Consider the following 14,396-nt stretch of genomic DNA (forward strand, 5'->3'; position numbering starts at 1 on the left):
AACAAACGCAGTGCCTTAAACCTATAGCAGCGGCTGGGCAGGCTCGCCAGTTTTAGCGTTAAAATCAGCAGGATACTTTTGCTTTTTGCGGCGTAAGCGGCGCTATTTTCAGCAATCGAGCGCGCGGCGCCTTATCAACAAGCAGAACGCGGCGCGCGGCGTCACCAGGTGGGCTACGCTTAGGGGATCGACAGGAAGGGGAATCATGCCAGAGAACGCACATCAGCCGGTCGCGCACCGCCATTTGATCTTAATCGCCTGTATGCTGGCGATGTTTATGGCAGCGATCGAAGTTACCATCGTCGCCACCGCCATGCCGACCATCATCGCCCAGCTCGGCGGTTTTTCGCAGTTTGGCTGGGTCTTTTCCATCTATCTGCTGACCCAGGCGGTCAGCGTGCCGATCTACGGCAGGCTGGCCGATCTCTGGGGGCGCAAACGGATGTTTTTTATCGGCGCCACGCTGTTTTTACTCGGTTCGGTGCTGTGCGGCTTCGCTAACAGCATGGGCTGGCTGATCCTGTTCCGCGCCTTTCAGGGGCTGGGCGCCGGAGCGATTATGCCGCTGACCTCCACCATCGTCGCCGATATCTATTCGCCGCGTGAAAGGGCGGGCATTCAGGGCTGGCTTTCCAGCGTCTGGGGCGTGGCGGCGATTATCGGCCCGCTCACCGGCGCATGGATCGTGCAGCACTTCAGCTGGGCATTGGTGTTCTGGGTCAACGTGCCGCTGGGGATCGTCTCGATGCTGATGCTGGCACGCTGGCTTCCGGCGCATCCGACGGAAGGCTCACAGCGGCTTAACGTTTCCGGCAGCGCCTGGCTGATGCTGAGCGTCAGCGCGCTGTTAGTGGCGCTGTTGCAGGCAGAGGCGCTCGGCTACTGGCTGCTGCTGTTTTTAGCGGTGGCGCTGCTGGCCGGTTTTCTTCTGCTGCGCCATGAAAAGGCGGCGGAGGCGCCGCTGTTTCCGCTGGCCATCTGGCGCAGCCGGGTGATCCTCGCGGGCAACGCGGGCAATTTGATTATCGGCGCGGCGATGATGGGCATCAGCGCCTTTCTGCCGACCTGGATTCAGGGCGTCAACGGCGGTTCGCCGTTGCAGGCGGGCAGCGCGCTGGCGATGATGTCGATCGGCTGGCCGCTGGCCAGTACCCTGAGCGGCAGGCTGATGTTGCGCACCACCTACCGCTTTACCGCCCAGCTGGGCGCCTTTTTGCTGATCGCCGGCACCGCGCTGCTGCTGACGCTGCATGCCGACAGCAGCCTGATCCTGGCGGGCTTCGCCGCGTTCGTCATCGGCACCGGCATGGGCATGACCAGCACCACCTTTCTGGTCTCGGTGCAGAACAGCGCCGACTTCGCCATTCGCGGTATCTGCACCGCCTCGATCATGTTCAGCCGCATGCTGGGATCGGCTATCGGCACAGCGGTAATGGGGGCGGTACTGAATTACAACCTGATGCTGCGGCTGCCGGAGGCGCACGATCCGGTACAGCAGATCATGTCGCCCGACCGACGTCAGGCGCTGGACAGCAGCACGCTGCAACAGATGATCGCGCAGATTGCGGCGTCGCTGCACTGGGTGTTTATCGTTTCGCTGTTGATTGCGACAGGCGCGCTGTTTATCGCCTGGTCGATGCCACGGCGGCGGCCGGAATAGCGGGAGAAAAAAGAAGGCACCGCAGGAGGCGGTGCCGGAGATAATCGTTACTGCGCGGGCGCGTCCTGAGTCGTTCCCGCATTGGCCGGCACGTTAGCGTCGCCGTCAGCGCCGGTGCGCTTGTAGACGATTTTCTGCGTGTCGTTTTCACAGTGTCCGACAACCTGACCGCCAGCGGCATCCGCCTGATCGTTGGGCACGATATCCAGCGTGAAGCCCGATTCCGGCACGCCGTTATTGATGATTTTCTGGCTGATATCCGCCTTCACCGACTCGCACGACGCCTGAACAGCCAGCGGAGCGGCAACCAGCAGGGCGCTTAACATCCACTTCTTCGCTCTCATCACATCATCCTTTTGCAATAAAACCAGCGGTAACTATAGCAGCTCTGCGGGATCAGGGCGTGACCGGACGTCCGGTGCGGCGATCGAGGCAGCGCAGGGTGTTGGCTTCCCAGTAGGCGTTGACATTGTAGCTCTGTTCGCAGGCGTCACGCGTATCAAAGGCGCGATCGGTCTTGTCGAACTCTTTCTCCACGCGGCTGTTCACTTTTTTGCGCAGCATGCGGGTATCGTCCCACTGTTCTTTATTCTGACGCGCCTCTTCATTGCTGAGCGCGTTACTGCCATTTTCAATAATCACGCGATCGGTGCGCGCCTGAGCCTGGGTGGAAAGCGTCAGCGCGCCGAGCAGGGTAAAGGGCAACAGCGCAACGGCCAGACGTTGAGTTAACGTTTTCATCTTTTCTTCCTTATCTTTCACGGCGACCCGCCATGAGGTGACATCGCTTTTAGTATATCATCGCCGTTTATTTACTCACCAGCGGGCTGAGCGCTTCGTTTAGCTTTTGGAAACTTTTGATGTTGAAAACTTCGTTGCTTTTTTTTATTACCGCGCTGGCGGAAATTATCGGCTGCTTTCTGCCGTTTCTCTGGCTGAAAAAAGGGGCGTCGCTGCTGCTGCTGTTGCCCGCCGCGCTGAGTCTGGCGCTGTTCGTCTGGCTGCTGACGCTGCATCCGGCCGCCAGCGGGCGCGTCTATGCCGCCTATGGCGGCGTCTATGTCATGACGGCGCTGCTGTGGCTGCGTTGGGTAGACGGCGTGCGCTTAAGCGCTTACGACTGGCTGGGCGCGGCGGTGGCGTTCTGCGGCATGCTGATTATCGTGGCGGGCTGGGGCAAGGCGTAGGCGGGCGAGATAAAACAAGGGGGAGCCAGGCTCCCCATGGGATCAGGATTTCTTCGCGACGGTCAGACCTGCGGTGGTCTGGCTGACCGGCATCATCTCCAGCGTATTGATATTGACATGCGCAGGCAGCGTCGCCACCCAGAACACCGCCTCGGTGACATCTTCCGGCGTCAGCGCGGTAGTGCCCGCGTAGACGTTTTCCGCGCGGCTATCGTCGCCTTTAAAGCGCACATTGGAAAATTCGGTGCCTCCGACCAGACCCGGCTCGATATCGGTCACGCGCAGCGCGGTGCCGTGCAGATCGGTGCGCAGATTAAGGCTGAACTGACGCACAAAGGCCTTGGTGGCGCCGTAGACGTTGCCGCCAAGATAAGGCCAGTTGCCGGCAACGGAGCCGATATTGATAATGTGGCCGATATTGCGCTCCACCATCGACGGCAGCAGGGCGCGGGTCATATAGACCAGCCCTTTATTATTGGTATCGATCATGGTTTCCCAGTCTTCGATGCTGGCCTTGTGCGCTGGCTCCACGCCCAGCGCCAGCCCGGCGTTGTTCACCAGAATATCGATTTGGCGCCATTCCGCAGGCAGCGTCGCCACGGCGGTTTCAATGGCGGCGCGATCGCGCACGTCAAATTGCAGGGTATAGAGATTGTCGCCCAGCTCCGCCTTCAGGGCATCCAGACGGTCCTGACGGCGTCCGGTCGCGATAACTTTATGGCCCGCAGCGATAAAACGACGGGCAATGCTCTGACCAAAGCCAGCGGTAGCGCCGGTAACAAAAATTATCATCTCACTGTTCCTCAACAGATTTTCCAGGTTAAACACCATAGCACTTCGTTTTGCCGCTGCACAGGACCCATTAAACCGTATCCGGCACGACGCATTTTGGTGCTTTGCACCGCGCGCTTGCCCATTCAGCGTGCAGGCGGGGGCGGAGCAGGCGCAATTTTTTCGCGCCTGAGATCGCCGCACATAAAATCGCATCGCCCCCTTTCAGGCAAGCGTTTGCGCAATCGATTAGTTGACTAAAATAGCGCAATATTTAATTTAATTTATTGATTTGAAATAGTTTTATCTTTTTTTGCAGCTGGCATAACTCTTGCAATTTGCTATTCAGCAGCCCTGCTGCAATAACAAAAGAAACCTGCCTGATTGCAAAGGAAGCCCTATGTCAGTCTCTGAACACTATGCTATCTGCAGCAGCTTTTTCGATATTGGCGCCACGGCCAGCGATCCAGCAGCGATCGAAGCGCAGGCGCGCTACCTTGAAGAGGGCCTGCTGGAAGTTAAGCAGGGCAAAATCGTCAGCCTGCGCCCCTGGCTACAGGCGGAAGCCGCGTTGCCCGACTGCCCGATTATCGATCGGCGCGGCATGCTGATCGTGCCGGGCTTTATCGACTGCCACATCCATTATCCGCAAACTGAGATGGTGGGCGCGTTCGGCGAACAGCTGCTGAACTGGCTGGAGAACTACACCTTCCCGGCGGAAAGCCACTATCACTCGCCGCAGCACGCGGCCGCGATGTCGGAATTCTTTCTGCAACAGCTGCTGAGCAACGGTACAACCAGCGCGTTGGTCTTCGGCACCGTGCATCCTGAATCGGTCGAGGCGCTGTTCCAGGCCGCCGAACGTCGCGCGATGCGCCTTATCGCCGGCAAGGTGATGATGGATCGCAACGCGCCCGAAAACCTGCTGGAAACGCCAGAAGAGAGCTACCAGCAGACGCGCGCGCTAATTCAGCGCTGGCACAAGCGTGGGCGGCTGGGCTATGCGTTGACGCCGCGCTTTGCGCCCACGTCGACGCCCGCGCTGTTGGAAAAGGTGTCACAGCTGCATCAGGAATTTCCCGATACCTGGATTCATACCCATCTGGCGGAAAACCAGCAGGAGGTGGAGTGGGTAAAACGGTTGTTCCCGGCGCAGCGCGGCTACCTGGATGTGTATCACCACTATTGTCTGACCGGCGCGCGCAGCGTCTTCGCCCACTGCCTGCATCTGGAAGAAGACGAGTGGCGCTGCCTGCATCAGACCGACTCCGCCATCGCCTTTTGTCCGACCTCCAATCTGTTTCTCGGCAGCGGCCTGTTTAATCTGCAACGGAGCTGGCAGCAGCAGGTAAAACTGGGGATCGGCACCGATATCGGCGCGGGCACCACCTTCAATATGCTGCAAACCCTGGGCGAGGCCTACAAGGTCGGGCAGTTGCAGAACTACAAGCTGCACGCCTGCGAAGCTTTCTATCACGCCACGCTCGGCGGCGCGCGGGCGCTGAGTCTCGATCATCTGATCGGCAACTTTACGCCCGGCAAAGAGGCGGATTTCGTGATGCTGCAACCGACCGCGACGCCGCTTCAGGCGCTGCGCTGGGGCAACAGCCGCGATATCTGGGAAAAACTGTTTGTGCTGATGACGCTGGGCGACGATCGCACTATCGCCGAAACCTGGGTAAACGGCCAGCGCGCCTGGCAACGAGATGGCGGGGAGGAGAACCTGTGATTCAGTTTTTGTTAAATCAGACGCTGGTGCGCGAACAGCAGATCGACGCCAACACCACGGTGCTGAACTGGCTACGCCAGCATAAAGGGCGCTGCGGCACGAAAGAGGGCTGCGCCTCCGGCGATTGCGGCGCCTGTACCGTGGCGCTTGGCCGCGTCGTCGGCGGGAAAATGGTTTATGAAACGGTCAACAGCTGCCTGCTGCCGATCGGCGCGCTGGACGGCAAGCAGCTGATCACCGTAGAAGATCTGCATCAGGGGGACCGGCTGCACGGCGTACAGCAGGCGATGGTAGAGAGCCACGCTTCACAGTGCGGCTTTTGCACCCCCGGTTTCGTTATGTCGCTGTTCGCGCTGCAAAAGCAGGGCGAGGGCTGGGATCGCGAACGGGCCGAAAGCGCGCTGGCGGGCAATTTGTGCCGCTGTACCGGCTATCGCCCCATCGTCCAGGCGGCGCGGATCGCCTGCGAGCGGCCAGAAAACGACAGTTTCAGCCAGCATGAAGCAGAGACCGTGGCTCGGTTAACGGCGCTGCGTCAGTCAACTATGAGTGACGTTGTCACGGAAAACAGTCGCTGCGTGCTGCCGCAGAACTGCGCGCAGCTGGCGGAGCTATGTCTGGCACACCCGGAAGCGGTGCTGCTGGCAGGCGGCACCGACCTGACGCTGCGCATTACCCAGCAGTACCAGCGCCTGCCGCTCATGATTGCGCTGGAGGCGGTAGAGGAGCTGCGCGCCTGGGAGGAAACTGACGAGGCGATAATTATCGGCGCCGCCGTGCCGCTGAGCGAATGCCAGCGCCGCCTGCAACAGAGCGTGCCCGCCTTTAGCGAGATGCTGCATCGCTTCGCCTCATTGCAGATTCGCAATCGCGGCACGCTGGGCGGCAATATCGCTAATGCCTCGCCGATTGGCGACGCTTCGCCAATGCTGCTGGCGCTGGACGCTGAGCTGATGCTGCAACGCGGCGATGCGCTGCGTCGGTTGCCGCTGAACGCCTTTTTTCTCGGCTATCGCCGCACCGCGCTACAGCCGGGGGAGTTTATCCGGGCGATAATCATTCCAAAAGTGACCCTGTCACCTGATATTCGCGCCTGGAAGGTTTCAAAGCGCAGCGAAGATGACATTTCAGCGGTGTTCGCTGCTTTTAACCTGCAACGCAGCGGCGATCGGGTTATTCAGGCGCGCGTCGCCTTCGGCGGCATGGCGGAAACGCCACGACGCGCCGCCGCCTGCGAAGCGGCTCTGACCGGCGCAGAGTGGAGCGCCGCCACGCTGGCGCGCGCCTGCCGGGCGCTGGAGCAGGATTTTCAGCCGTTGAGCGACGCGCGCGCCAGCGCAGCCTGGCGTATGCAGCTGGCGAAAAACCTGCTGCGCCGCTATTTCCATCAGCTAAACGGCGAACTGGCCGTCACCGAGGTATCGCGCTATGTCTCATAATCGTCCCGCGCTGGAGCAAAATATGCTGGAAGCGCAGTATCTGGCGGATTTGCAGCACGGCGTGGGTAAAAACCAACGTCATGAAAGCGCGGAAAAGCACGTCACCGGCGAGGCGCAATATATTGATGACAGGTTAGCGTTTCCCGGCCTGCTGCATCTCTGTCCGCGCCTGAGCGACCACGCCCACGCACGTATTCTGGCGGTTGACGTCGCGCCCTGTTACGCCGTTCCCGGCGTGATTGAGGTGCTGACCTGGCGCGACGTGCCGGGCGAGCTGGATATCGGGCCGCTGGAGCCGGGCGATCCGCTGCTGGCGCGCGACACGGTGCAGTACGCCGGACAGATCGTTCTGGTGGTCGCGGCGGAAAGCGAGGAGGCGGCACGCGCAGGCGCCCAGGCCGCACGCATCGATTATACGCCGCTGCCGGCGGTTTTAACGGTGGAGGAGGCGCTGGCGCAGCGTCATTTTGTCCAGGAGCCGCATATCCACCAGCGCGGCGACGTCGAGGCGGCACTGGCGAGTGCGCCGCACCGTATTCAGGGACAGTTTCATATCGGCGGGCAGGAGCACTTTTATCTGGAAACCCAGATCGCGCTGGTCGCGCCCGGCGAGGATCGCACCTTTCAGGTCTGGTCCTCCACGCAAAACCCGACGGAAGTGCAGAAGCTGGTCGCCTCGGTGTTGGGCACCGGCATGCATAACGTGACGATCGATATGCGCCGCATGGGTGGCGGCTTCGGCGGCAAAGAGACCCAGGCGGCGGGCGTCGCCTGCCTGTGCGCGCTGGCAGCGCACAAAACCGGTCGTCCGGCCAAAATGCGCCTGGCGCGCCGCGACGATATGCGCATCACCGGCAAACGCCATCCTTTCTTTGTGCGTTACGACGTCGGCTTTGACGACGAAGGGCGCTTCTGCGGCGTCAATATTGAGCTGGCGGGCAACTGCGGCTGCTCACTCGATCTTTCGGGATCGATCGTCGATCGCGCAATGTTTCACGCCGACAACGCCTACTACCTTGGTGACGCGCGCGTCACCGGCTATCGCTGCCGCACCAACCTGGCCTCCAACACCGCCTATCGCGGCTTCGGCGGGCCGCAGGGTATGGTGGCGATCGAGCAGATCATCGACGCGGTCGCGCGCCATCGCGGACTGGACCCGCTAACGGTGCGCAAACGCAACTACTATGGCTGCGAGACGCGCAACGTCACCCATTATCATCAGCGGGTTGAGGATAATCTGCTGGATGAGATCACCGCTCAGCTGGAGCAAAGCGCCGACTATCAGGCACGGCGCGCGGCAGTGCGGGAGTTCAACGCCGCCAGCCCGATTCTGAAGCGCGGTCTGGCGCTGACGCCGGTGAAGTTCGGCATCTCTTTTACCTCCAGCTTTCTCAATCAGGCAGGCGCGCTGATTTTGATCTACACCGACGGCACGGTGCAGCTTAACCACGGCGGCACAGAAATGGGCCAGGGGCTGCATACCAAGGTGGCGCAAATCGTGGCGGAGGTGCTGCAAATCGATATGGCCGCCATTCGCATTACCGCTACAGATACCGGCAAAGTGCCCAACACCTCGCCGACCGCTGCCTCCAGCGGCACCGATCTCAACGGCAAAGCGGCGCAGCAGGCAGCGGAAATCCTGCGTCAGCGCCTGACGGAGATGCTTTGCCGCCTGCATCAGTGTTCGCCGCAGGAGGTGAGCTTCAGCAACGGCGTCGTTCGGGTGGGCCAGCGCCATTTCACCTTCGCCGAGGTGGCGCAGCTGGCGTGGCTGAATCAGGTGCCGCTCTCCGCCACCGGCTATTACCGCGTGCCGGGCATTCATTACGATCGGCAGGCGGGACGCGGTCAGCCTTTCTACTACTTCTCCTGGGGCGCCGCCTGTAGCGAGGTGGTGATCGATACGCTCACCGGCGAATACCGGCTGCTGCGCGCCGATATTCTGCATGACGTCGGCGCCTCGCTGAATCCCGCCATTGATATTGGTCAGGTGGAAGGCGGTTTCGTGCAGGGCATGGGCTGGCTGACCTGCGAGGAGCTGGTCTGGAACGCACAGGGCCAGCTGATGACCGACGGCCCTGCCAGCTACAAGATCCCGGCTATCGGCGACGTGCCTGCCGATCTGCGCGTGTCGCTGCTGGAAAATCGCAAAAATCCGCAGCAGACGGTTTTCCACTCCAAAGCGGTGGGCGAGCCGCCGTTTATGTTGGGGATTTCCGTCTGGAGCGCATTGCAGGACGCGGTGGCCAGCGTCTCTGACTATCAGCATCATCCGCATATGGATGCGCCCGCCACGCCGGAACGGGTTTTCTGGGCGGCCGAGCGGCTGAAGGGGAAGCCAGATGCAGCCGTATGAATGGATAGAGACGCTACATCAGCTGCGGGCGCAGCAGCGCGGCTGCGTGCTGATCACCGTGCTGAACGAACACGGTTCAGTGCCGCGCGATCGCGGCAGTAAAATGATCGTCACCGCCGACCAGCAGTTTTTCACTATCGGCGGCGGCCACCTGGAGTTTCAGTGCGTCGAGATGGCGCGCGCGATGCTGACGCAGCGTCGCGAGCTGCCGCACTGCGAGCAGTTCAGCCTTGGCGCGCGGCTGGGGCAGTGCTGCGGCGGCGCGACCACCATTCTGTTTGAGCCGCTGCCGGTAAACCAGCCGCAAATCGCGGTTTTCGGCGCGGGTCATGTCGGACAGGCGCTGGTCAGGCTGCTGAATACGTTACCCTGTCACATCAAGTGGATTGATGAACGCGCGGCGTTGCTTGCCAACGCGCCGGAAGGCGTCACCGTCTGCCACAGCGACGACCCGGCGGCGTATGTCGCCCGGTTGCCCGCCGACAGCTACTTTGTGGTAATGACCCATCATCATCCGCTCGATCTGGCGATCTGCGAGGCGATTCTGCGGCGCGACGACTACCGCTACGCCGGGGTGATCGGTTCCCAGACCAAACGCCAACGCTTCGAATATCGTCTCAGCGGCAAAGGCTTTAGCCCGCAGCAGCTGGCGCGCCTGCGCTGTCCGATCGGGCTGCCGGAGGTGAAGGGGAAGCTGCCGGCGGAAATCGCCGTTGCCGTCGCAGCAGAAATTATTGCTGTTTATCAGCGGACGGCGAATGCTGGCATGGGCGGGTAACTGCACCTATGATTCTGACTTTACAGGCAAGGAACAGGAGAGTAAGGATATGCGGTTATCGGTGTTATTTTTCGCCGTCGGTCTGGCGTTGAGCGGCAACGCTCTGGCGGCCGATGCGACAGCAGACCACGTTCGGGAGAAAAATATGTCAGTCCAGCACAATCCCTTCAGCCAGCCCAGCACATTGCCTTTCCAGGCGCCGCCGTTTGATCGCATCAAGGACAGCGACTATCTGCCCGCTATCGAAGCTGGCATTGCCGAAAAACAGCAGGAGGTAGCGCGCATCGCCAGCGACCCGCAGCCGCCGACCTTTGAAAACACCTACGTGGCGCTGGAAAAAAGCGGCCAGCTGCTACAGCGCGTAATGAACGTGTTCGGCGCGATGACCTCCGCCAATACCAATGACACACTGCAAAAAATTGACGAAGAGACCGCGCCGAAACTGGCGGCGCTGGATGACGAGATCCATCTTAACAGCCAGCTTTTCGCCCGCCTCGATGCGGTGTATCAGCAGCGCGACCAGCTGAAGCTGGATGCGGAGTCGCGTCGCCTGGTGGAAGTGACCTGGCAATCTTTCCAGCTGGCGGGCGCCAGCCTGAGCGAACAGCAGAAAACCGAGCTGAAAGCGCTCAATCAGGAAGCGGCGACCCTCAGCACCCAGTTTACCAACCGTTTGCTGGCGGCGACCAAAGCGGGCGGCCTGGCAGTTAGCGATAAGGCGGCGCTCGCCGGACTGAGCGAAGGCGAGATCGCGGCGGCGGCGGAAGCGGCCGAGGCGCGCGGCCTGAAAAACCAGTGGCTTCTGGCGTTGCAGAACACCACCCAGCAGCCGGAACTGCAAAGTCTGTCAAACCGCAGCACGCGCGAAGCATTGTTTAACGCTTCCTGGAACCGTGCGGAAAAAGGCGACGGCAACGATACGCGCCAACTGATCGCACGCCTGGCGGCAGTGCGGGCGCAGCAGGCGAAACTGCTGGGCTTTAACAGCTATGCGGAATGGAAATTGCAGGATCAGATGGCGAAAACGCCGCAGGCGGCGCTCGATTTTATGCGTAATATCGTACCGGCGGCCACCGCGCGCGCCACGCGTGAGGCTGCGGATATCCAGGCGGTGATTGACCAGCAGAAGGGCGGCTTTAAGCTGGCGCCCTGGGACTGGACTTTTTATGCTGAACAGGTGCGCCGCGCCAAATACGATCTTGATGAGGCGCAAATCCGTCCTTACTTCGAGCTGAACAACGTTCTGGAAAACGGCGTGTTTTACGCCGCCAATCAGCTGTACGGCCTGACCTTTAAACAGCGCAAGGATATTCCGGTTTATCAGCCCGACGTGCGCGTCTATGAAGTGTTCGATAAGGACGGCAGCTCGCTGGCGCTGTTCTATACCGACTTCTTTAAACGCGACAACAAAGGCGGCGGCGCCTGGATGAGCAACTTCGTCGACCAGTCGCGGCTGCTTGGCACCAAACCGGTTATTTATAACGTCGCCAACTTCAGCAAACCGGCGGCGGGCCAGCCAGCGCTGCTCTCGTGGGACGACGTGATCACCCTGTTTCATGAGTTCGGCCACGCGCTGCACGGCATGTTCGCCGATCAGCAATACCCAAGCCTTTCCGGCACCGCCACGCCGCGCGACTTTGTGGAGTTTCCGTCGCAGTTCAACGAGCACTGGGCCAGCGACGAGAAGGTATTCAAACATTTCGCCCGCCACTACCAGAGCGGAGAGCCGATGCCGCAGGCGCTGCACGATAAAATCCTGAAAGCGGATAAATTCAACAAAGGCTACGACATGACCGAACTGCTGGCGGCGGCGTTGCTGGATATGCACTGGCACAGCATCAGCGCCGGTCAGCCGCTGCCGGACGTGGATAAGTTCGAGCAGGAGGCGCTGGCGCAGGATAAGGTCAACCTGCCGGAGGTGCCGCCGCGCTACCGTTCCAGCTACTTCCAGCATATCTGGGGGAACGGCTATGCGGCGGGCTACTACGCCTATCTCTGGACCGAAATGCTGGCCGACGACGGCTTCGAGTGGTTTAAAGAGCATGGCGGCCTGACGCGTGAAAACGGCCAGCGCTTCCGTGATATGATTTTGTCGCGCGGCAACAGCAGCGATCTGAAGCAGCTCTATCACGACTGGCGCGGTCAGGAGCCGCAAATCGAACCGATGCTGATCAACCGGGGCCTGAAAGAAGAGTAAGCTTCTTCCCGGTATAGCCAACATAAAAAGGGCAGCGATGCCCTTTTTTTATACCCGTTTAACAGGAGATGTGGATGCGTAATAAAAGTGTATGGCGTGGTTTACTGCTGGCTGGTTTGTTGAATCTCAGCCTGGGTTCTACCGTCGCGCTGGCTGATAACACCGCGCTGACGCAGAAGCTGGCGGCGCTGGAGAAATCCACCGGCGGCAGGTTGGGCGTGGCCTGGATCGACGGCGACGGTCTGCGCTACGGCTACCGCGCCGATGAGCGCTTTCCGATGACCAGCACCTTTAAAACGCTGGCGGCGGCGGCGATTCTGCATAATAGCGTTAGCCAGCCGAATCTGCTGGAGAAGAAAATCCGCATCCGTGAGGCGGATCGGGTGGCATGGACGCCGGTGACCGGCAACTATTTCGGCAAAGAGATGAGCATCGCCGCGCTGTGCGCCGCCGCCATTGAGTACAGCGATAATCTCGCGGCCAACTATCTGCTGAAAGAGCTGGGCGGGCCACAGGGCGTAACCGCCTATGCGCGTTTACTGGGAGACACGCTGACGCGGCTCGATCGTCAGGAAACCGAGCTGAACAGCGCCGCGCCGGGCGACGAACGCGATACCAGCACGCCTGCGGCGATGGCGGAGAATCTCTCTAAGCTCACGCTTGGCGATGCGTTGCCGACGGCGCAGCGTCAACGCCTGATAAGCTGGCTGAAGCAGAACACGACCGGCGATCAGAGCATTCGCGCCGGCGTGCCCGCAGGCTGGACGGTAGGCGATAAGACCGGCGCCGGCGCTTACGGCACCACGAACGACTTGGCGATTCTCTGGCCGGAAAAAGGCGCGCCGAAAATTCTGGCGATCTACTTTACCCAGCCGCAGCCCGACGCCGCCAATAATAAGGCGGTGCTGGCGTCAGCGACGCGGCTGGCGATCGACGCGTTAGGCCGCTGATATCAGACCGGACACGGTTGTCCATTAACCGGCTCCGCTTCCAGTCAACGTTGAGCGGCGCAACGGTGATTAAACTGCCGCTTCTGGCATAGCAGCGTGTTGTGACATTGTCACTGAAACGCGCCGTCTGTCTTGAAAAGCAGCGTTTCAGGCCAGCGGGCCGCCAAGGATGGTCTCCCGCATACCGTTAAGAATACGTTCGCCGGTTTCCTGCTTCAGCTCCTCATACCAGGCGCGCGTCGCTTCAGGTTCCTTACCGTGAGTGACGTCACAGCGCTTGCGCGCCTTCAGCACCAGATCCTCGACTCGCGCCGCCCGGCGCGCCTGATAGCGGCGCAGCGCGTCCTCAATGCCCAGCGAATGCGTCTGTAACGTCATCGCCAGCACCACCGCATCCTCCATCGCCGCGCAGCCGCCCTGACCGATATCGGGCGTGGTGCTGTGCCCGGCATCGCCCAGCAGCGCCACGCGGCCATTCACCAGCTGCGGAAAAGGATCGATATCATGGATTTCGATTCGGTTGGTGGTATGGGGATCGATCGCGGCAATCAGCTTCTGCACCGGATCGGCCCACCCACTAAAATAGCGCAACAGATCCGATCGGACGCTGCTGCGATCTTCCGCCAGTCCCTTCGGCAGCGGCACATCGAAAAAGAAGTAGAAGCGGTTGCCGCTCACCGGCATCAGGGAGACGCGCTTGCCTTCGCCGACAAAGGTGGTCCACTGGTCGGCGGGCGCGATACTTTCATCCATCGCCACCAGACCGTTCCAGTTCACGTAGCCCGCATAGCGCCGTTCGGCGCTGTGGCCGGTGACCTGGGCGCGGATCACTGAATGGGTGCCGTCGGCGGCGATCAGGAAATCACCGCGCGCGTCGCTGCCGTCGGTAAACCAGGCGGTGACGCCGGAAGCGTCCTGCTCAATATGGCTGACGCGCTTGCCGAAATGAACGCGCTGCGCGCCGTAGCGGTTCAGCAGCATCGCCTGCAGGTCGGCGCGCGCCACCGGACAGGGCCGTTCGCCGACGCTTTCCACCAGCGGCTGCATGCTGAAGCGGGTAAGCACCTCGCCCTGGCGGAAATCGTGGTAGGCCATCATGGCCATATTGCCGCCCAGCGCCCGCAGCTGTTCGCCCAGCCCAAGGTAATTAAGGCACTTCACGCCGTTTGGCCAGATGGAGATCGCCGCGCCGACCGGCTTGATCACGCTGACCGCCTCGTAGACCTCTGTCTGATATCCGCTTTTCTCCAGCGCCAGCGCCGCGCACATGCCGCCGATGCCGCCACCGATTACAATCGCTTTCATTGCCGTCTCCTTTCTGTTGATAAT

12 protein-coding genes are annotated in these 14,396 nt (G+C 60.9%); 8 read left to right on the forward strand and 4 right to left on the reverse strand.

The genetic code is table 11. The features are described 5' to 3' along the window. Window positions 1-205 precede the first annotated feature (205 nt). The gene (locus C2E16_RS10235) at window positions 206-1,660 is read left to right on the forward strand and encodes an MDR family MFS transporter (RefSeq protein ID WP_038626205.1); all 1,455 of its coding nucleotides are present in this window, start codon (window positions 206-208) and stop codon (window positions 1,658-1,660) included. Window positions 1,661-1,707: 47 nt separating this feature from the next. On the opposite strand, the gene C2E16_RS10240 is transcribed toward C2E16_RS10235, so the two are convergent. Together C2E16_RS10240 and C2E16_RS10245 are read right to left on the reverse strand one after the other, a co-directional pair. After that, window positions 1,708-2,004, reverse strand: a complete 297-nt coding sequence (locus C2E16_RS10240) for a DUF1161 domain-containing protein (protein ID WP_084970362.1) — start codon at window positions 2,002-2,004, stop codon at window positions 1,708-1,710. 52 nt (window positions 2,005-2,056) lie between these two features. Beyond that, window positions 2,057-2,401, reverse strand: a complete 345-nt coding sequence (locus tag C2E16_RS10245; RefSeq protein ID WP_038626201.1) for a DUF1283 family protein — start codon at window positions 2,399-2,401, stop codon at window positions 2,057-2,059. A 119-nt stretch (window positions 2,402-2,520) separates the two neighbouring features. Here C2E16_RS10245 and C2E16_RS10250 point away from each other — a divergent pair, with 119 nt between their 5' ends. Continuing rightward, window positions 2,521-2,847 (forward strand): YnfA family protein, encoded by a 327-nt coding sequence (locus C2E16_RS10250; RefSeq protein ID WP_038626199.1) that lies wholly within the window; start codon window positions 2,521-2,523, stop codon window positions 2,845-2,847. Between the two features lie 42 nt (window positions 2,848-2,889). Here C2E16_RS10250 and ydfG read toward each other — a convergent pair whose 3' ends face one another. Next, window positions 2,890-3,639, reverse strand: a complete 750-nt coding sequence (ydfG, locus tag C2E16_RS10255) for a bifunctional NADP-dependent 3-hydroxy acid dehydrogenase/3-hydroxypropionate dehydrogenase YdfG (RefSeq protein WP_038626197.1) — start codon at window positions 3,637-3,639, stop codon at window positions 2,890-2,892. A gap of 379 nt (window positions 3,640-4,018) precedes the next feature. Between ydfG and guaD the strand changes: the two genes are divergently transcribed. The 6 genes from guaD to bla all read left to right on the forward strand — a co-directional run bounded on the left by guaD (window position 4,019) and on the right by bla (window position 13,067). Further along, complete coding sequence (gene guaD, locus C2E16_RS10260) at window positions 4,019-5,347, forward strand: guanine deaminase (protein WP_084970361.1); 1,329 nt, start codon at window positions 4,019-4,021, stop codon at window positions 5,345-5,347. Then, window positions 5,344-6,786, forward strand: coding sequence for a xanthine dehydrogenase small subunit (gene xdhA / locus C2E16_RS10265; protein ID WP_104951489.1), 1,443 nt, complete (start codon window positions 5,344-5,346; stop codon window positions 6,784-6,786). Before guaD ends, xdhA begins: the two co-directional genes overlap by 4 nt. After that, on the forward strand, window positions 6,776-9,142 hold the full coding sequence (gene xdhB, locus C2E16_RS10270) for a xanthine dehydrogenase molybdopterin binding subunit (RefSeq protein WP_084970118.1): 2,367 nt from the start codon (window positions 6,776-6,778) through the stop codon (window positions 9,140-9,142). Before xdhA ends, xdhB begins: the two co-directional genes overlap by 11 nt. Further along, window positions 9,129-9,920 (forward strand): xanthine dehydrogenase accessory protein XdhC, encoded by a 792-nt coding sequence (gene xdhC / locus C2E16_RS10275; protein ID WP_084970117.1) that lies wholly within the window; start codon window positions 9,129-9,131, stop codon window positions 9,918-9,920. Before xdhB ends, xdhC begins: the two co-directional genes overlap by 14 nt. A gap of 49 nt (window positions 9,921-9,969) precedes the next feature. Continuing rightward, the gene (gene dcp / locus C2E16_RS10280) at window positions 9,970-12,117 is read left to right on the forward strand and encodes a peptidyl-dipeptidase Dcp (RefSeq protein WP_084970120.1); all 2,148 of its coding nucleotides are present in this window, start codon (window positions 9,970-9,972) and stop codon (window positions 12,115-12,117) included. Between the two features lie 74 nt (window positions 12,118-12,191). Next, a complete protein-coding gene (bla, locus tag C2E16_RS10285; RefSeq protein ID WP_038626187.1) occupies window positions 12,192-13,067 on the forward strand; it encodes a class A beta-lactamase in 876 nt (291 codons plus the stop codon). 147 nt (window positions 13,068-13,214) lie between these two features. Here bla and hpxO read toward each other — a convergent pair whose 3' ends face one another. Beyond that, window positions 13,215-14,372 (reverse strand): FAD-dependent urate hydroxylase HpxO, encoded by a 1,158-nt coding sequence (hpxO, locus tag C2E16_RS10290; protein ID WP_084970116.1) that lies wholly within the window; start codon window positions 14,370-14,372, stop codon window positions 13,215-13,217. Between the last annotated feature and the right edge of the window lie 24 nt (window positions 14,373-14,396).

The organism is Mixta calida (assembly GCF_002953215.1).
Taxonomy (GTDB): Bacteria; Pseudomonadota; Gammaproteobacteria; order Enterobacterales; family Enterobacteriaceae; genus Mixta; species Mixta calida.

Coding starts and splice junctions, on each gene's coding strand:
- C2E16_RS10235 (WP_038626205.1), top strand. CDS start 206: ATGCCAGAGAACGCACATCAGCCGGTCGCGCACCGCCATTTGATCTTA.
- C2E16_RS10240 (WP_084970362.1), bottom strand. CDS start 2,004: ATGAGAGCGAAGAAGTGGATGTTAAGCGCCCTGCTGGTTGCCGCTCCG.
- C2E16_RS10245 (WP_038626201.1), bottom strand. CDS start 2,401: ATGAAAACGTTAACTCAACGTCTGGCCGTTGCGCTGTTGCCCTTTACC.
- C2E16_RS10250 (WP_038626199.1), top strand. CDS start 2,521: ATGTTGAAAACTTCGTTGCTTTTTTTTATTACCGCGCTGGCGGAAATT.
- ydfG (WP_038626197.1), bottom strand. CDS start 3,639: ATGATAATTTTTGTTACCGGCGCTACCGCTGGCTTTGGTCAGAGCATT.
- guaD (WP_084970361.1), top strand. CDS start 4,019: ATGTCAGTCTCTGAACACTATGCTATCTGCAGCAGCTTTTTCGATATT.
- xdhB (WP_084970118.1), top strand. CDS start 6,776: ATGTCTCATAATCGTCCCGCGCTGGAGCAAAATATGCTGGAAGCGCAG.
- xdhC (WP_084970117.1), top strand. CDS start 9,129: ATGCAGCCGTATGAATGGATAGAGACGCTACATCAGCTGCGGGCGCAG.
- dcp (WP_084970120.1), top strand. CDS start 9,970: ATGCGGTTATCGGTGTTATTTTTCGCCGTCGGTCTGGCGTTGAGCGGC.
- bla (WP_038626187.1), top strand. CDS start 12,192: ATGCGTAATAAAAGTGTATGGCGTGGTTTACTGCTGGCTGGTTTGTTG.
- hpxO (WP_084970116.1), bottom strand. CDS start 14,372: ATGAAAGCGATTGTAATCGGTGGCGGCATCGGCGGCATGTGCGCGGCG.